The organism is Oceanisphaera pacifica (assembly GCF_017498065.1).
GTDB lineage: Bacteria > Pseudomonadota > Gammaproteobacteria > Enterobacterales > Aeromonadaceae > Oceanimonas > Oceanimonas pacifica.
The window spans coordinates 95,840-114,644 of record NZ_JAGDFX010000010.1; the positions used below are offsets into that span (position 1 = coordinate 95,840).

Below are 18,805 nucleotides of genomic sequence, written 5' to 3' on the forward strand. Positions count from 1 at the left end.
ACCAAAAAGACGGCGCTCGTTTTAAAGATACAGCGTAAGGCGCTTTTCTTTAGCTAGGCGCCGAGCACTTAGTGTTCAACGCTGCTCTTTTGATCACTATTTTTCCGTGTTCTTTTGTGGATTCCGTTGCCAATAGAAGTTTTGCTGCGCAAAACCGGCCAGCTGAAGCGGCCTCTACAGAGACACAACGGCCGGTTTGTCTTTCACTGATAGCTGACGGCTTAAACATAAACACCGCCCTTTGTTTAGCTGGGCGCCGGGCGCTTGGTGCTCGGCGCTGTTTTTACAACGCATTAATCGGTAGCTTTAAAAAGGTATTTCCTTGCTCGTCGGTAGGCGGCATTTCGCCGGCACGTATATTGACTTGAATTGACGGCAAAATAAGCCGTGGCATACCTAAGGTAGCATCACGCTCATCACGCATCGCCATAAAACTGGCTTCATCAATACCATCGCGCACATGAATATTGTTGGCGCGCTGTTCAGCAACCGTGGTTAAATACGCATGCTCACGCCCAGCTTTAGGATAATCGTGACACACATAGATATCGGTATTGCCGGGTAACGCAAGCAGGCGCTGAATAGATTGATACAACTGCTGGCTACTGCCACCAGGAAAGTCACAACGCGCCGTGCCTACATCGGGCATAAATAAAGTATCACCCACAAATAACGCTTGCTCGTTCACCAAATACGCCACATCCGCCGGCGTGTGGCCAGGGCTGTGTAGCACCTTAAGTTGCAGCTGCCCCACTGTTAAGCTATCGCCGTCAACAAATAAGCCATCAAACTGACTACCATCTGTCATAAACTCCGGCTCTAAAGCAAAAACATCACGGAAGATGCCTTGAACGTCGGTGATCTGCGCGCCAATACCTATTTTAGCATTGAGACTGTCACGCAAAAACGGCGCAGCCGATAAATGATCCGCATGAGCATGGGTTTCTAGCACCCAGTCTATGGTGAGCTTTTGCTCGGCCACAAAGTCTAATTGCTGCTGGGCAAGCTTAGTGCTGGCGCGACCCGAGGGATAATCAAAGTTAAGTATGGGGTCGATAATCACCCCATGGCCGCCTGCTTGGTCGAACACCACATAACTAAAGGTTTCGCTGTCGTTTTCTAAAAAGGCTTTTACTTGGGGTTGGATTGCTTGTGCCATGATGATCCCTCTTCATTTGTCCAATTTAGTATTCACAACTAACATTAGCACAACCTAAATTAATAAGCAGTGATATTTTAATGAGAGAGATTGAATTACCTTATCCGGCCAAGCGACCAATTTAATCGGCTTCAAAAACAAAAAGTGCCGAAGCTATGCTTCGGCACTTTTTAACTCGCCATTTAGCACAGTGGCTTTTAAGAAGAGTTAGTACTTGGCGTTAGCGCCAATAAACCAGGCATCTTTATCGATAATGCGGCTGGCTTCAGTAAACAAGTCGGCGGTGTCTTCATCACCCGCTTCTCCGGCGGTTTGAATAGCCTCTCGCAGGGTTTCGGCTACCATTTTATAACGCTTGGTCAGTGCTTGCACATGATCATTCACCGCGGTAATACCGGTAGGGTAAGCTTCTAAGACACTGTCTTTAGCCACCCGTGCCGCCAAACCATTAGGCTCGCCGCCTAATATCACCACTCGCTCAGCAATGGTATCTGAGATCTCTAAAATACGATTCGTGGTCTCATCTAATAGTTGATGCACACCAATAAAACCCGCGCCTTGTAGATTCCAATGACACTGCTTACCAGATAAGGTCAAATCAATCACATTCGCCAAATTGGCATTTAATAGCTCAATCATCTGTTTAGCAGTGGTGTCACTTAGTCCGCTTGCATAACGTTCTCTCATTTTTACACTCCATTTTAAAAACTAGTGGTAAAACTGATCCTGTTAGCTTTCAGGCCATAGTACATCTTTATACTAAACGGCTAATCATCTTCTGTTAACCCCTAGCGCACATTTCATTATTTTTCCGGTCATTGTTTGTCGCCACTTCACCTGTAGCCATGGTTTCTAATAGCACTTAACGGCCTAGGGCTTGTTTTACATATAAATCGAAGCGGTTACCTTTGGTGGTTATTTGCGCCGAGGGGGACACTTCATTTAAAAAACCGGCATAACTGGGTCGCTTAACCACCACACGGGCACGGGCAAGTTGCAATGCTTGCGGCAAGAGTGCATCGGCATCTAAGTCGGGCCCCACTAATGACTGAAAGACCCGCATTTCTTTTTTTACTAAGGCTGACTTTTTCTTATGAGGAAACATAGGATCCAAATACACCACCTCAGGAGCCGTTATTACCTCTGCCGCCTTTGCCAAGGTATAACCGAATGGTAATAGTTGCATGCGCTCACTTATCCAATCACCAATATCGCCATCTAATGCAGCGCGACGTAGGCCATCGGCTAACAAGGCATGCACCACGGGATGGCGCTCACACAGCGCTACCTTACAGCCCAAAGCGGCCAACACAAAAGCATCGCGGCCCAAGCCCGCGGTACCGTCTAGCACACTTGGGGTATGGCCTTTTTTTAAGCCAATGGCTTTGGCAATCGACTGCCCTCGCCCACCCCCAAACTTGCGCCTATGGGCCGCTGCGCCGTCGGCTAAGTCAACATAAACCCCACCCAGCTTAGGCTCATCCAATTTACGCAGCTCTAGCCGCCCCTCCGTTAAAACCAAGGCAAAAGGGGCGCTCGCCTTCACGCCTTCTAGCGCTTGCGTTAGCCGGGTAGCATCGGCCGCCATGGCTGAGTCTTCTAATATAATCTGTAGTGGAACTTGCAGTTCGTTCATCGGCGTTACCAATAAAAACGGCTGGCACTAGCCAGCCGTAATAAGCGTTCAATTAAGCCCTTCGGGCAACATTCAGCTGTCAGCGGTAAGTTAAACTCAAAAACTAACCTCCCAAGCTCTGTATGGCCAAAAAAGGTGGGACCTTGTCTTGAGCTGAAAGCTGACGGCTTAAAGCTGACAGCTAATTAGGCCGTAATGCCAGAATGGCGCAGTAAGGCATCTATTTTGGGCTCACGACCACGGAACTGCTTAAACAACTCCATGGGCTCTTTCGAACCACCTTGCTCTAAAATAGCATGCAAGAAATCGCGGCCCGTTTTAGCACAAAAGATACCCTCTTCCTCAAAGCGCGAGAAAGCATCACTCGATAGCACTTCTGCCCACTTATAGCTGTAATAACCCGCCGCATAGCCGCCAGCAAAAATATGAGCAAAACCATGTTGAAAACGGTTAAAGCTAGGCGGTGGCAAGACAGACACTGATTCGCGAACCTTGTCTAAAATGGCTTGCGCTTGGCCCGGCTTAGCGCCGTCTTTGGCCATGTGCAGACGAAAATCAAACAACGAAAACTCTAATTGGCGTAGCATCATCAAAGAAGAATGGAAGTTGCGCGCGGCTAGCATACGCTCTAGCAGATCAGCGGGCAGTGGCTCACCGGTTTCATAGTGGCCCGAAATAAAGGCCAGTGCCTCTGGCTGCCAGCACCAGTTTTCTAAGAACTGACTCGGTAGCTCAACGGCATCCCATGCCACGCCATTAATACCCGACACACCCGCAACATCGACCTTGGTGAGCATATGGTGAATGCCATGACCAAACTCGTGGAACAAGGTTTCTACTTCGCCATGGGTAAAGAGCGCGGGTTGGTCGCCAACCGGGCCATTAAAGTTACAAGTAAGATAAGCCACCGGCTTTTGCAGGCTGCCATCTTCACGGTAACGACGGCCCATGCAATCGTCCATCCAAGCACCGCCGCGCTTATTGGCACGAGCATAAAGATCTAAATAGAAACTACCGCGCAGCTCGCCATCTTGGCCGTAAATATCAAAGAAGCGCACATCAGGATGCCACACTTCCACACCAAAACGCTCGGTAACTTTAACGCCAAATAAGCGTTTTACCGTTTCAAATAAACCATGCACCACTTTATTAGCAGGGAAATAAGGGCGCAGTTCTTCATCAGAAATGGTGTATTTATGTTGTTTAAGTTTTTCACCGTAGTAGCTCACATCCCAAGCATTGAGTGCATCTACTTCATAATGCTCACGGGCAAACTCGGTTAGCTCAGCCAACTCAGCCTTACCCTGTGGGTAAGAGCGCTGCGCTAATTGGTCTAAGAAGTCTAATACCTGCTGTTCGTTTTCTGCCATTTTAGTGGCCAATGATAACTGGGCATAGTTCTCATAACCCAGCAATTGCGCCAGCTCTTGCTTAAGCGCTAGGGTTTCTTCAATCACGGCCGTGTTATCAAACTCACCGGCATTGGGGCCTTGGTCTGAGGCTCGGGTGCAATAAGCGCGATACAGTTCTTCACGCAGGCTGGCATCGTCGGCATACATCATAATCGGTAAGTAAGACGGAATATCCAGCGTAAACACCCAGCCGTCTAGCTCGCGAGATTCAGCCTGGGCTTTAGCTGCGGCTATGGCTGATTCTGGCAAGCCTGACAGCTGCTTTTCATCAGTAATGTGCTTAATCCACGCCTGAGTGGCGTCTAACACTTGGTTAGCAAAGCGAGAGCTTAAATCAGACAAGCGAGACTTTATTTCACCAAAGCGGGCTTTTTGTGCAGGCTCTAGCGCAATACCCGACAGGCGAAAATCACGCAAGGTATTATTCACGTCTTTTTGTTGAGCTAGGCTTAATTTTTTAAAATTATCGCGCTTAGCTAGGCTATCAAAGGCGTTAAATAACCCTTGATGCTGCCCCATCCAAGTGCTGTATTCCGATAGCATTGGCAAGCATTCTTCATAGGCTTGGCGCAGCTCTTCACTATTTAACACCCCATTTAAGTGGCTCACCGGCGACCAAATACGCGACAGACGATCACCCACTTCTTCTAATGGTGCGACTAAGTTATCCCAGGTAAAGTTTTCATCGTGATCCAGCACGCTGGCTACGCGTTTTTTACAATCAGCAATGGCATGCTCTATGGCGGGTTTTACGTGCTCTGGCTTAATCTGGCTAAACGGCGGTAGGCCGTCCATGGTCAGTAGCGGGTTCGTCATCTTGATACCTCTTTATATTTAGGCCATCGACTTGCTAAAGAGCAAACGATCAATGTCTCTAAGATGGTGATAGCAGCGCCAATGTTCAAGCTTTTACTGACGATAAAGGCCAAATACTGACGATTTTGCTCAGTTAGTAAGCATATTATCGCAACCGGCTTGGTGTACAATCAGCAATGGCTTAGGCTGTACTTCATTATTGCCTCATATTCATTCATTTTCTATTAGGAGCCTCTCTCATGGCACAGCACTTTGATTATATCGCCATTGGTGGCGGTAGCGGCGGCATCGCTTCAGCTAACCGCGCCGCCATGCACGGTAAAAACGTAGCCTTAATTGAAGCCAAAGATTTAGGCGGCACCTGTGTAAACGTGGGTTGCGTCCCTAAAAAAGTGATGTGGTACGGCGCACAAGTGGCCGATGCCATTAAACTTTATGCTCAAGACTACGGCTTTGACGTCGACTTAAAAAACCATAGCTGGAGTAAGCTGGTAGAAAGTCGTCAAGCTTATATTGGTCGTATTCACCAGTCTTACGATCGTGTGCTGGGCAATAACAAAATTACCGTTATTAAAGGCTTTGCCCGCTTTAAAGATGCCCACACCGTCATAGTGGACGGTGAAGAATATACCGCCGATCATATTACCATTGCCACGGGTGGCGAGCCGGTTATTCCACAAATCCCGGGCGCTGAGCACGGCATCGACTCCGATGGTTTCTTTGCGCTTACAGAACAGCCAAAGCGCGTTGCGGTAGTGGGTGCAGGTTATATCGCCGTAGAATTAGCGGGTGTGATGAACGCACTAGGTTCAGAAACACATTTATTAGTGCGCAAACATGCGCCACTGCGTAATTTTGACCCTATTTTAACCGATACCCTGGTTGAAGCCATGGCCACCGAAGGCCCAACCCTACATACCCAATCAACGCCGAAAAGCGTCGAAAAGCAGGCAGATGGTAGCTTATTACTGACCTTAGAAAACGATAAGCAACTGGAAATTGACTGCCTAATTTGGGCCATTGGTCGTCGTCCTTTAACAAGCAATCTCAACCTAGAGGCCGCAGGCGTAGAGACAGACGAGCGCGGCTACATTAAAGTCGACGAATATCAAAATACTAGCGCCAAAGGCGTGTATGCGGTGGGTGATAACATCGGCTATGTTGAGTTAACGCCGGTGGCCGTTAAAGCTGGCCGCCAGTTATCTGAGCGATTGTTTAATGGCCAAACCAACGCCAAAATGGATTATAACTTGATCCCAACCGTGGTCTTTAGCCACCCACCCATTGGCACCTTGGGTTTGTCTGAGCCAGAAGCCCGCGCTGAATATGGCGATGAGCAGGTCAAGGTTTATACCTCAAGCTTTACCTCCATGTACACAGCTGCCACCCAGCACCGCCAAGCCTGCAAAATGAAATTGGTCTGTGTGGGCGACAACGAAAAAGTAGTGGGTGTACACGGCATCGGCTTTGGTATGGATGAAATTCTACAAGGCTTTGCAGTGGCCGTTAAAATGGGCGCCACCAAAGAAGATTTTGACGCCTGTGTGGCCATTCACCCCACGGGCGCTGAAGAATTTGTGACCATGCGTTAAGGGTATTAACCCAGAGCATAAATAAAAAAGCCGAGCATGGCTCGGCTTTTTTACTAAGATAGCGGCTAACGTTAGCGAATCACTTTCCAGTCACCCTCGCTATTTTTCTTAAAGCGAAAATCTTGCATCTCTTTTTTTTCCACACCCATCATGGTCACAGTGGCTTCAACCGTACACAGATAAACATCATTATCAGCCGCTTCACAGCCCTGAGGGGAAATATCTTCCACCTTTGGCATCATGCCCTTAGCAACATCTTCAAGGCCGGCTTGACCAGCAATACCAGACAGCTGTGCTAATGCGCTTCAAGTACTTGGCGCACCTCTGAGTCTGACGGAGCACCACCGCACGCAGTTAATAGCCCAGCCACACTTAACACCAAGCCAAACTTGGCCACCTTTCTTAATGGGTTCATACTTATTCCTTGTTTGACGCTGATGCATCCTAATAAAAACCATCGGGTATCTATTAATAAGATGATGGACTCTATCTTATTCAATAGCATAACGAGCATAGGCACTTCATTAAACTCATGCAACTGCACGAAAAACGCTTGGCTATTCACACAGGCTATTAATTGATTAAGATTGAGTACTAATCAGTAATAGTCCGGCCCAAGAGTTATTTCGCCAAGCTTAAATGACCCATGGGCGTTATTCAGAACATATTATCAGGCACAATAGCGCTATAACTGCGACAAATGGATGGCTTGTGACAGAACAACACTCAAATTTACAAACCCTCTGGCTCTGTGAAACCGTGCGCTTACGTGAAGAGCAAACCGGCTTACTGGAAGACAGTGAGGCCTGCCGTAAGGCGCGATCTGCTCAAGGCTCATTGAGTGAGCGCCTACAAGTACGTGGGCTATTTTTGGCTAAACGCGACGGCTTAGTCACGGCCATGCAACATTGGTTGCAGGGGGCGCGACTGGCCTTATGGTTGCTTGTTTTTTCCGCCGTTCTCTCGGGCGTGGTGCTGGCTAAAGCCGCCTTGAGTGGCCCCCCCGAGGCCATCAATATTTTTTGGGCCTTAAGCGGTCTTATTGGCCTAAACCTATTAAGTTTATTGGCGTGGTGCTTGAGTATGCTATTTGCTAAGCGCACTAGCTCTCCGCTTAGCCAAGCTTGGTTATGGCTCAGTAATAAACTGGCGCGCGATGCCAAATCTGCACAACTCGCACCAGCGTTATTGGTATTATTACAACGCCACCATTTACTGCGCTGGGGCTTGGGCCGTTTATTAAATGGCTGGTGGTTGATTACCTTATCGAGCGCACTCATTACCTTAATTATGCTATTAGCTACCCGACGGTATGGTTTTGTGTGGGAGTCCACCATTGTTGCCAGCGAGACTTTTATCAGCTTAGTTAGCTCCCTTGGCACACCCGCATCTTGGCTAGGGTTTGGCCTGCCCGATAGTGCGCTGATTCAACAAAGCGGCCTGACCACAGCCGCCGGTGAGCAAGCTCGGCACATTTGGGCCAGTTGGTTGCTGGGTACGCTGTTAATATACGGCATACTGCCACGCTTGGTGTGCAGCTTGTTATGCGAGTGGCGCTGGCGACGGGGTATACAGCATTTAACCTTTAATGGTGATGACGCCGTTTGGCAGCCATTGCATGAACGAGTGCAACCCAGCAGCGAACGACTCGGTGTGGTTGATGCAGCCCCTAGCGCCTTACCCAGCACTCAGGCCGGCGTACAATTAAATGGTCAAAGCGCCGTAATCTTAGGCATTGAACTGGATGACAGTATTACTTGGCCGCCAGAACACTTAGCCTCCATGTCTCGCGAATTAGAGCCTCGTGCATTAGCGTCTCGCGTGTTAGATATGGGAGTGATCGATAGCCGCGAGCAACGCCGACAAGTGCTCGATAAACTGAGCGTTCAGCCACCCGCACGATTACTTATTGCCTGTAACCCTCAGCGCTCGGCAGACAGAGGCACCTTAAACTTAATTGCCGAGCTATCACGCACAGCTGCAGCCACTCAAGTGTGGTTATTAGAGATGCCAGTGGCAACTGAGCGGTTAGAGAATTGGCAAGAACAACTCAATGAGCTCGCACTCCCCCATGGTCGATCTGCGCCTTGGGCTTGGCTAGAACAAGACTCGGAGCAAACACAATGACACAGCAATCAAGCGCCTTAACATTGGCAGTGGTTGGCCACACGAATGTGGGTAAAACCTCATTACTGCGCACCCTCACCCGCGATGTGGGCTTTGGGGCGATTTCTCATCGTCCCAGCACCACGCGTCACGTAGAAGGCGCACGATTGTCGGTGGATGGCGAGTCATTGATCGAGCTGTATGACACACCGGGATTTGAAGACGCCATAGCCCTTTATGAATATATAGAGCAACTGCCGCAAACCGAGCGACGTTTAGATGGCCCCGAGCAAGTACAGCGTTTTCTTGAGACCAGTGAAGCCGCGCAACGTTTTGAGCAAGAAGCCAAAGTATTGCGCCAGTTATTACAATCTGATGCCGGCTTTTATGTAATCGATGCGCGCGAGCCTGTTTTAGCAAAATATCGTGATGAGCTGGCTATTTTGGCCATGTGCGGCAAGCCGTTATTGCCGGTGCTTAACTTTGTAAATGACCCCGAGCAGCGAGAAGCCGCTTGGCGAGATGTACTGGCCCGCTTAGGCTTGCATGCCATAGTGCGCTTTGACAGCGTGGCCCCGCCCGCCGATGGCGAGCAGCGGCTCTATGAAAATTTAAGCTTGGTATTAGACAGTCAGCGCCCTCGATTGCAGCGCTTAATTGAGCATAACCTAGCGCAAGTACAAGTACGCCGCAAAGCCGGCCATCGCTTAATTGCCGAGTTATTAATTGATGTAGCGGCCACTCGTCGCAGCGTACATCCCGAGTTATTAGACGAAGCCATTAAAGAACTACATAACGACGTGCGAAAGCGTGAGCAACAATGTGTTGAGGCGCTATTAAAACTCTATGCATTTCGTAAAGGCGATGCCGAAGCGCAAGACTTACCATTAACAGAAGGCCGCTGGGGCGAAGATTTATTTAACCCCGCCACCATGAAGCAGCTCGGCGTAAAACTGGGTGGCGGCATGGCGGCCGGTGCCGCTACCGGTGCCGGTATTGATCTCTTTACTGGCGGCTTAAGCTTAGGCGCAGCTACCTTAGTGGGTGCCGCCATTGGTGGCTTTACCCAAACGTTTCGTAACTACGGCGATCGCATTAAAGGCAAATGGCGCGGCGAGCGCGAGCTGACGGTTAACGACGCTACGCTGCGCTTATTAGCCATTCGCCAACAGCGACTATTAACTGCCTTAGAGCTAAGAGGCCACGCTGCCCAAGAGCGCATTCAAATGGACACGCCGCTCGAGCAACACTGGCGCCAAGGCGAACTCGCCCCGCAACTCACCACCGCCCGCGCCTATCCGGCATGGTCGAGCCTAAACGGCCGCAAGCCTAAGCTAGATCACGAACGCACCAGCGAGATTGAACACTTAGCAGCCAGCTTGGCCAAACAAGATGCTGAGAGCTAGGGATTGGGGATTAAAACGAACAAAAAGCCGAGCATCAGCTCGGCTTTTTTAATCTTTAACTTACAGCGTAAAGCTTACTGCTTACCGCTTACGGCTATGTTTAATGCTGGTGTCCGCCTTCGCCGTGGGCGTGGCCGTGGCTCAACTCTTCTTCTGTGGCTTCTCTTACACTCACCACTTCTAAATCAAAATTTAGCGTTAAGCCCGCTAAAGGGTGGTTCATGTCTACATCGGCCATAAACTTGCCCACTTTGGCGAGCACGACCTGACGCTCACCTTGCTCAGTGTGCACTGTGGCCATCATGCCGGCTTTCCACTTTTTAGCACCATGTAAATGTTTTACCGGTACGCGCTGGATCATGTCTTCTTTACGCTCACCGTAACCTTCTTCTGGCGTTAAGGTAATGCTAAAGGTTTCACCCGCCTCTTTACCTGTCATTGCCTTTTCAATGCCTTCTAACATGCCGTTATGGCCATGCAGGTAAGCCAGTGGTGCATTGTCTACATTGGTATCTAATGTATCACCCTCTTCGTTTTTTAAGGTGTAGTTAAACTGAACCACAGTGTTGTCTGCAACGTGCATCAAAAATCCCGTTATTAGGTCAATAAAGTAGATATAAATAGTAACAGATGGCAAAGCAGGGTTCACGATTTCAAGGCTGATGCCATCAATCGGCTTAATGTGCTCACTGCAAACCACGAATGTTGGCTGATAAATGTAAAAAATGTGATCAAAACGCTCTTTAATGTTTATTTAGTCATATTTTTGTTATCATGTGTGCGCTAGGTCACACTATATGAGTTGCTAATGTTGAACTAATCGCTTTACCCAGCACTACCTAGAGTACAGCCGTTACTCAATAAAAAGATGATAGAGAACAAACAGATTGACCCAGTTTTTCTCTTACAATTTCCACATTGTAAAAATGATTTCCAAAAACTGGTTGATCGTCACAGTTTTTTTTGTATCATCACGTTATGGGTTTTCTGGTTATTAACCACCCTCACTAAGTGGGACCAGTAACCATTACTTATGGATTAACAATAAATGGTGCCGAGAGCACCTCAGATGAATGGATACCGATTATGGCTAAAATGAAAGCAATCGAGGCAGTTGCCAAAATCCTTGAGCTGGAAGGTGTAACAAAAGCCTTTGGCGTTCCCGGCGCCGCTATTAACCCTTTCTACTCCGCATTGCGCGGCTTGGGTTCTATTGAGCACGTGTTGGCTCGCCACGTTGAAGGCGCGTCACACATGGCAGAAGGCTACACCCGCTCCAACCCTGGCAACATTGGTATTTGTATTGGTACTTCTGGCCCAGCCGGTACCGATATGATCACCGGTTTGTACTCAGCCATGGCTGACTCGATTCCAATTTTGTGCATCACGGGTCAAGCACCACGTGCACGCATGCACAAAGAAGACTTCCAAGCTGTAGACATTGAGTCTATCGCTAAGCCTGTAACTAAGTGGGCTTCTACCGTTCTTGAGCCAGCTCAATTGATCGGTGCTTTCCAAAAAGCATTCCACATTATGCGTTCAGATCGTCCGGGTCCTGTATTACTTGACCTACCGTTTGACGTACAAATGGCAGAAATTGAATTTGACGCTGAAGCTTACCAGCCAATGACGGCTTATAAGCCTACTGCTAACCGCGTACAAATTGAAAAAGCCCTGACCATGTTAAATGAGTCAGAGAAGCCATTATTGGTTTCTGGTGGTGGTGTTATTAACGCCAACGCAGACAAGCAACTGACTGAGTTTGCTGAGCTGGTAAACGTACCAGTCATCCCAACACTGATGGGCTGGGGTACTATCCCAGACGATCACGAGCTAATGGCAGGTATGTGTGGTCTACAGACTTCACACCGCTACGGTAACGCTAACGTACTAGCATCTGACTTTGTGTTGGGTATTGGTAACCGTTTTGCTAACCGCCACACTGGTTCTATTGATGTTTACACTAAAGGCCGTAAATTCGTCCACGTAGACATTGAGCCGACTCAAATTGGTCGCGTATTTGGCCCAGACTTGGGTATCGTATCTGACGCAGGCGCCGCTTTAGACTTGTTCTTAGAAGTTGCTAAAGAGTGGAAAGCAGCAGGCAAGCTGAAAGACCGCAGCGCTTGGGTTGCTGAGTGTACTGAGCGCAAGCGCACCATGCAGCGTAAGACCAACTTCGATAACACGCCAGTTAAACCACAGCGTGTTTACCAAGAAATGAACAAGGTGTTTGGTCGCGATACCACTTATGTATCTACCATTGGCTTGTCACAAATTGCTGCAGCCCAGTTCTTGCACGTATACAGCGCACGTAACTGGATCAACTGTGGTCAAGCCGGCCCTCTGGGTTGGACTATTCCTGCCGCTCTGGGTGTGGTTGCAGCTGATAGCTCACGTAACGTTGTGGCTATTTCTGGTGACTACGACTTCCAGTTCATGGTTGAAGAATTGGCCGTTGGTGCACAGTTTAAACTGCCGTACATCCACGTACTGGTAAACAACTCTTACTTAGGTCTGATCCGTCAAGCACAGCGTGGCTTCGACATGGACTTCTGTGTTCAGTTGTCGTTCGAAAACATCAACTCTCCTGAGCTAGGTGAGTACGGTGTGGATCACGTTAAAGTGGTTGAAGGCCTGGGTTGTAAAGCAATCCGCGTATTCAAGCCTGAAGATATCGCACCTGCACTGGAACAAGCTAAGAAGCTAATGGCTGAATTCTCTGTACCAGTGGTTGTTGAAGTGATTCTTGAGCGTGTGACCAACGTTTCTATGGGCGTTGAAATTGACGCAGTTAACGAGTTTGAAGAACTTGCAGAAAAAGGCCAAGATGCCCCAACTGCAACTATCTCAATGCTTGATTAATTAAAACGCTAAAGCCCAGCTATTTGGCTGGGCTTCCTTTTGCCCCCAATCAAAGAAGGACATTGTTATGCCAAAATTAGCTGCCAACTTGTCTATGCTGTTTACCGAAGTGGACTTTATGGACCGCTTTGAATCTGCTGCAAAAGCTGGCTTTAAGGGTGTTGAATATTTATTCCCTTATGCTGAAACCGCACAAGACATTAAAGCCAAACTAGACGCTAATGGTCTGACCCAGGTGTTATTTAACCTGCCAGCCGGTGACTGGGCAGGCGGCGAGCGCGGCATTGCTTGCCATCCAGATCGGGTTGAAGAGTTTAAAGCCGGTGTTGATCAGGCTATCGAATACGCCAAAGTATTGGGTAACAGCCAAGTAAACTGCTTGGCGGGTATTCAGCCAGCAGGCGTATCTTATGACGACGCAGAAGCCACTTTTGTTGCTAACTTAAAGTTTGCTGTTGAGAAGTTAGAAGCAGCAGGCATCAAGCTGGTGATGGAAGCGATTAACACTATCGATATTCCTGGCTTCTTCCTGAACAACACAGCTCAAGCTCAGTCTATCCGCGAAAAAGTGGGTAGCGATAACTTGTACCTGCAATATGATATTTATCACATGCAGATCATGGAAGGCGACTTAGCTCGTACTATTAAAAACAACCTAGGCAACATCAACCACGTTCAGTTGGCTGATAATCCTGGTCGTAACGAGCCAGGCACAGGCGAAATCAACTACGAGTTCTTGTTCAAGTACTTGGACGAAGTTGGCTTTGACGGTTGGATTGGTTGCGAATATAAGCCAGCCACCACCACAGAAGCAGGTTTGACTTGGTTGAAGAACTACTCAAGCCTGAACTAAATCCGGACTATGCTGCGAATGCAGCATTGATATATCTTAAAGGTCGCAGGTGTAACACCCAGTGGATCGCACCTGCTGTCCCCACAAGCTAAAAAAGGAACATACGATGAAAATAGGTTTTATCGGTACCGGTATCATGGGTAAGCCCATGGCTGAGAACTTGCAAAAAGCAGGTTACACTCTGTATTTCTCTGAGCACTTCAACAAAGCTCCAGCCGACCTAGTTGGCGATAAAGGAATTGCACTAGCGACGCCTAAAGCGGTAGCAGAAGCTGCTGACGTTATCATCACTATGGTACCTGATACCCCACAGGTTGAAGACGTACTGTTTGGTGATAACGGCGTAGCCGAAGGTCTGTCTGCTGGCAAAATCGTAGTAGATATGTCTTCTATCTCGCCAATTGCGACTAAAGAAATTGCTAAGCGCGTTAACGAAACAGGCGCAGACTACTTAGACGCGCCAGTATCTGGCGGCGAAGTAGGTGCAATTAATGCAACCCTAACCATCATGGTTGGTGGCGAGCAGTCAGTATTTGACAAGATCAACCCATTGTTCGAAATCATGGGTAAGAACATCACTTTGGTTGGTGGTAACGGTGACGGTCAAACGACTAAAGTTGCAAACCAAATCATTGTTGCATTGAACATTGAAGCTGTTGCAGAAGCATTGGTATTTGCTTCTAAAGCCGGTGCCGATCCTGCCAAGGTGCGTGAAGCACTAATGGGCGGTTTCGCTTCTTCTAAGATCTTAGAAGTGCACGGTGAGCGTATGGTTAAGGGTACTTTCGACCCAGGTTTCCGTATTGCTTTACACCAGAAAGATCTGAACTTGGCACTGACTGGTGCTCGCGAATTAGGTGTTTCTCTACCTAACACTGCTGGCGCACAAGAGTTGTTCAACACTTGTAACGCACTAGACGGTGCTGGTTGGGACCACTCAGGTATGATAAAAGCACTTGAGCACCTAGCTAACCACAACATTCGTGGTGAGTGATAATGTTGTTTGCCTGCTGATTAGCAAATAATGGCGGGCAATTAAAAATTAGGGCAGACAAAGATAAATACGAGCTTTCACTCAGGGGGCTTTGTGTAAGATCTAACTTATTCTTCGTACTGCCCTGCCTTTGAAAACATAGCTGTCAGCTAAAAAATGAGCTGAGACCCTTCACGATTCACCCCTCTGCTTTATTCTTCTTTAACTATCTCAAAGCCAACGCCCTACGCTGCCCGTTAAACACAAACACCACCCTTGTAGAGGCCATCTTTAGTCGGCCGGTTTTGCGTAGCGAAACGTACTTTGTCGTCCACGCTTTATACCAATCTGGGAAAATAACTGGTCTGTTTTTGTTTGTATAAAAAGTCGAACAAAGGGTCTACTCCCCTATGCCGCGAAGCCGCCTGTGAATGGGGGTTAGCAGGCAGCTCGGTGCTTCAAGAGAGGTAACAGAGTTGACTTCCACAAGACAGTGACAATGCCAGGGATGGCATTTCCCGAGCCCCCATGGATAGGTTTATGGCGTGTCGTGGAGGGTGACTCAGCTTCCTCCATGATTCAGGTTCTCAATAAAATAAATATTTAATGTATTTGGTATCACATTCAGATATATAGCCTTGGTTACATAACCAAAAGCAAATGTTACCGATAAGTTGACTAATCGTTAACAAAGATGTATTAATACTCACAGGTCAGCGCGATATAGGAACTAGAGTCGCTGATATATAGGTTAAGGGTAATAATTTTTAACAGCACTCTTAATATTAAATAGACTTATTGCTGTGCTTTGATGCAGGGAAAATACCATGACGATACCAACTTCTCAGATAGATCGGCAATCGATCGATTCCACCCAGAAACGCAAAAAATCATTCGAAATGCCCCATATCTATGTGATCTTGTTTGTGTTCATCGCCATTGCTGCCTTGCTTACCTATATTGTGCCTGCTGGCCAATACGATCGCGTACCCGGCCCTAACGGCCGTACCACTATTGACCCCAACTCTTATCAAGTCGTTGAGTCAACCCCTGTCAGCCCAGTCGACTTTATGCTTGCCATTCCAAAAGGACTGATGGATGCAGGCACAGTGGTATTTTTTACTTTCATGATAGGCGGTATGTTTATGGTACTACGCCGCACTGGTATCATCGAAATAGGAGTAGATAAACTCACCCGCCGCTTTGCCAGTAACACTATAGTAATTATTCCGGTCTTAATGACTACATTCGCAGTCATCGCCACGCTAATCGGCACCCAAGAGCTTGCCTTGGTATATGTGCCCGTGATATTACCGTTAATGATAGCCCTACGTTTTGATTCAATTACCGCAGCGGGTGTCGCACTCGTTGCTACTACTGCAGGCTTTGCCACAGGCATACTTAACCCCATTAATACAGGGCTAGGTCAGCAGCTCGCCGACTTGCCTGTTTACTCTGGTATGTTATTGCGTGCTGGGGCTTTTGTACTTATATTGCTGGTTGGTATTTTCTATGTCACCCGCTATGCACTCAAAGTACGCAGTAACCCAACACTCAGCCTGATGGGTGACGATACCAAAGAGCAAGCAAAGCGTGACCGCTATCTAAACAGCCCCAGTGAAAAATCGCTTGTCGCCACCACGCGCCAAAAGTGGGCCTCTCTCGCTACCTTCGGCTTCTTCATCCTACTGGTATGGGGAGTAATGACTCGCGGTTGGTTCATGATGGAGATGGCAGGACTATTTGTTATCATGGGGATAGTGGTGGGTCTGATTGCTGGCCTTAAAACTGACGATATCAGTGAAGGTTTTAACGAGGGCTTTCGTGACGTCTTGGTTGGCGCCATGATCTGTGGCATTGCGCGTGCAGTAGCTGTAGTGTTAGAAGATGGTCAGGTTATGGATACGCTAGTGTATGCCCTAGGGAATCTAGTAGGTGGTTTTCCTGCCATATTTTCAGCAATTGGTATGTTCTTCGCCCAGCTCGGCTTCAATTTTGTTATTCCATCCGGTAGTGGCCAAGCACTGGTGACAATGCCGATTATGGCTCCTTTGGCAGACCTAGTCGGTGTTACCCGCCAGACTGCTGTACTGGCTTATCAATTAGGTGATGGCTTAGGTAATATTCTGTACCCAACTTCAGGTTATTTCATGGCTACCCTCGCTCTGGCTGGTGTGTCTTGGAATAAGTGGGTTAAATTCTTTCTGCCGCTGTTTGCTGTCTGGATTACCATTGCAATGGCTTTTTTGATCTTTGCTCAAGCCACCCAATGGGTTGGTTAACAAGTCTTTATAGTTCAAAAGGCCTCCTGCGGGATAACACCATTCAGTTAAGCGTGTTTCAACTGAATTGTGTACCGAGTCTTTGATACCTGAACGGCCTTTCTCTTGGCCGTTTTCTTTTTCAGGCAAAATATATCGCCTCACTCGCTCGCGCATGGCCCTCAGCTTTTTGGGAATAGTGCCGCGCAAGCAATGCGGCTGCTCTCCACAGTACCAAGTTGTAGACCAATAATACCCACAACTCCTATGTGGCTCCCTCAACCGACTGACTACGCAATAAAATAGTGCCCGCTAACATTCGATGTTTAATTTCACCATAACTATTCTCAACTTCCTAATACCATGTGGTGGTGAGGGTATTCTGACGCCGTATAATAATCGGTCAATCGATCGCCAAATTTCTTAACTGATCGTTGTTACCTTGCGGGAGGCTTTTTGAGTGGTCAACTGCTAGACCAAACACACTTTTATATAACCATTTAGAACAAAAAAATACAGGACTTTTTCTCGAAGCCTTACCTTGTTTCCACTATAATCGTGCGCTTAAAAATTCCCCTGCTCTTGCCGAATGGGTAAGCCGCACCAATAAGGTATAACTGCAGTGATTAAAACGCCGTACTATCTCGTCGATAAAGCCGCATTGTTGCGCAATATGGAAAAGATTGCCTATGTACGTAAACACTCAGGCGCCAAGGCCTTGCTGGCTCTAAAATGCTTCGCCACTTGGTCGGTATTTGACTTAATGAGTCAATATATGGATGGCACAACCTCCTCTTCACTCAACGAAGTTAAGCTTGGCAAGCTCAAATTTGGTGGCGAAACCCATGCCTACAGCGTGGCATATGGCGACGACGAAATGTCTGAAGTATTGGCTCACAGTGATAAAGTCATTTTCAATTCTATTGGCCAGCTTACTCGCTTTAGTGAACAGTCAGCTCAGCATGTACGCGGGTTACGCTTAAACCCTGGCGTATCGAGTTCAGCATTTTTAATTGCAGATCCATCACGCCCTTTTAGCCGCTTAGGTGAGTGGGATGTCAGTAAGATCGCAGATGTTATCGACAAGATCTCTGGTTTTATGATCCATAATAACTGCGAGAATAATGATTTTTCACTCTTTGACCAAATGCTAAAAGAGATAGAAACTAAATTTGGCAGTGTATTAAGTCACCCGAATATCAACTGGGTTAGCTTAGGTGGCGGCATTCATTTTACTGGCCAAGACTATCCGTTGGATCTCTTTTGCGCACGCCTTAAAGCCTTTAGTGAGCGCTATGGCGTGCAGCTATATCTTGAGCCAGGCGAAGCCGCCATTACTATGTCGACCTCGCTAGAAGTAACAGTGCTCGACACCCTAAGTAACGGCAAGCAGCTAGCCATTGTCGACAGCTCTATTGAAGCGCATATGCTAGATTTGCTGATTTATCGTGAGACCGCAAAAATGGAACCTAACACGGGTGAGCATGAGTACATGGTGTGCGGTAAATCTTGCTTGGCTGGGGATATTTTTGGCGAGTTTCGCTTTAAACAACCGCTAGCAGTAGGCGACCGATTATCATTTATCGACGCTGCAGGTTATACCATGGTAAAGAAAAATTGGTTTAATGGCGTCAATATGCCCGCCATTGCAATACGGCAACTCGATGGCAGCATAGAGTTGGTTAAAGAATTTGGTTTCGACGATTTTGTAAACAGCCTCTCTTGA

At 47.7% G+C, this 18,805-nt stretch carries 14 protein-coding genes; 8 read left to right on the forward strand and 6 right to left on the reverse strand.

Annotation, left to right across the window (positions count from 1 at the left end):
• Positions 1-283: 283 nt before the first annotated feature.
• The 4 genes from J3U76_RS09840 to prlC form a co-directional block, all read right to left on the reverse strand.
• Complete coding sequence (locus J3U76_RS09840; protein WP_208005801.1) at positions 284-1,159, reverse strand: MBL fold metallo-hydrolase; 876 nt, start codon at positions 1,157-1,159, stop codon at positions 284-286.
• A 207-nt stretch (positions 1,160-1,366) separates the two neighbouring features.
• Positions 1,367-1,846 carry a DNA starvation/stationary phase protection protein Dps gene (gene dps / locus J3U76_RS09845; RefSeq protein ID WP_208005802.1) on the reverse strand — a complete coding sequence of 160 codons (480 nt, stop codon included), beginning with the start codon at positions 1,844-1,846 and terminating at the stop codon, positions 1,367-1,369.
• Between the two features lie 175 nt (positions 1,847-2,021).
• On the reverse strand, positions 2,022-2,795 hold the full coding sequence (locus tag J3U76_RS09850) for a class I SAM-dependent methyltransferase (RefSeq protein WP_208005803.1): 774 nt from the start codon (positions 2,793-2,795) through the stop codon (positions 2,022-2,024).
• 185 nt (positions 2,796-2,980) lie between these two features.
• Positions 2,981-5,023 carry an oligopeptidase A gene (gene prlC / locus J3U76_RS09855; protein WP_208005804.1) on the reverse strand — a complete coding sequence of 681 codons (2,043 nt, stop codon included), beginning with the start codon at positions 5,021-5,023 and terminating at the stop codon, positions 2,981-2,983.
• A 239-nt stretch (positions 5,024-5,262) separates the two neighbouring features.
• Between prlC and gorA the strand changes: the two genes are divergently transcribed.
• A complete protein-coding gene (gene gorA, locus J3U76_RS09860; protein WP_208005805.1) occupies positions 5,263-6,615 on the forward strand; it encodes a glutathione-disulfide reductase in 1,353 nt (450 codons plus the stop codon).
• Positions 6,616-6,686: 71 nt separating this feature from the next.
• Here the strand turns inward: gorA and J3U76_RS09865 are convergent, their stop codons facing one another.
• Entirely contained in the window at positions 6,687-6,857 is a 171-nt protein-coding gene (locus J3U76_RS09865; RefSeq protein ID WP_208005806.1) for a hypothetical protein, read from the reverse strand.
• A 469-nt stretch (positions 6,858-7,326) separates the two neighbouring features.
• Between J3U76_RS09865 and J3U76_RS09870 the strand changes: the two genes are divergently transcribed.
• Complete coding sequence (locus J3U76_RS09870; protein ID WP_208005807.1) at positions 7,327-8,742, forward strand: DUF2868 domain-containing protein; 1,416 nt, start codon at positions 7,327-7,329, stop codon at positions 8,740-8,742.
• The gene (locus J3U76_RS09875; protein WP_208005808.1) at positions 8,739-10,127 is read left to right on the forward strand and encodes a GTPase/DUF3482 domain-containing protein; all 1,389 of its coding nucleotides are present in this window, start codon (positions 8,739-8,741) and stop codon (positions 10,125-10,127) included. Before J3U76_RS09870 ends, J3U76_RS09875 begins: the two co-directional genes overlap by 4 nt.
• A gap of 100 nt (positions 10,128-10,227) precedes the next feature.
• Here J3U76_RS09875 and J3U76_RS09880 read toward each other — a convergent pair whose 3' ends face one another.
• Entirely contained in the window at positions 10,228-10,710 is a 483-nt protein-coding gene (locus J3U76_RS09880) for an FKBP-type peptidyl-prolyl cis-trans isomerase (RefSeq protein ID WP_208005809.1), read from the reverse strand.
• 503 nt (positions 10,711-11,213) lie between these two features.
• Here J3U76_RS09880 and gcl point away from each other — a divergent pair.
• The 5 genes from gcl to J3U76_RS09905 all read left to right on the forward strand — a co-directional run bounded on the left by gcl (position 11,214) and on the right by J3U76_RS09905 (position 18,805).
• Complete coding sequence (gene gcl / locus J3U76_RS09885; protein WP_208005810.1) at positions 11,214-12,992, forward strand: glyoxylate carboligase; 1,779 nt, start codon at positions 11,214-11,216, stop codon at positions 12,990-12,992.
• Positions 12,993-13,059: 67 nt separating this feature from the next.
• Positions 13,060-13,845, forward strand: coding sequence for a hydroxypyruvate isomerase (gene hyi, locus J3U76_RS09890; RefSeq protein WP_208005811.1), 786 nt, complete (start codon positions 13,060-13,062; stop codon positions 13,843-13,845).
• 106 nt (positions 13,846-13,951) lie between these two features.
• Positions 13,952-14,839 (forward strand): 2-hydroxy-3-oxopropionate reductase, encoded by an 888-nt coding sequence (locus tag J3U76_RS09895; protein ID WP_208005812.1) that lies wholly within the window; start codon positions 13,952-13,954, stop codon positions 14,837-14,839.
• A gap of 806 nt (positions 14,840-15,645) precedes the next feature.
• Positions 15,646-17,100 (forward strand): YfcC family protein, encoded by a 1,455-nt coding sequence (locus J3U76_RS09900; protein WP_243454188.1) that lies wholly within the window; start codon positions 15,646-15,648, stop codon positions 17,098-17,100.
• A gap of 601 nt (positions 17,101-17,701) precedes the next feature.
• Positions 17,702-18,805 carry a type III PLP-dependent enzyme domain-containing protein gene (locus J3U76_RS09905; protein ID WP_208005813.1) on the forward strand — a complete coding sequence of 368 codons (1,104 nt, stop codon included), beginning with the start codon at positions 17,702-17,704 and terminating at the stop codon, positions 18,803-18,805.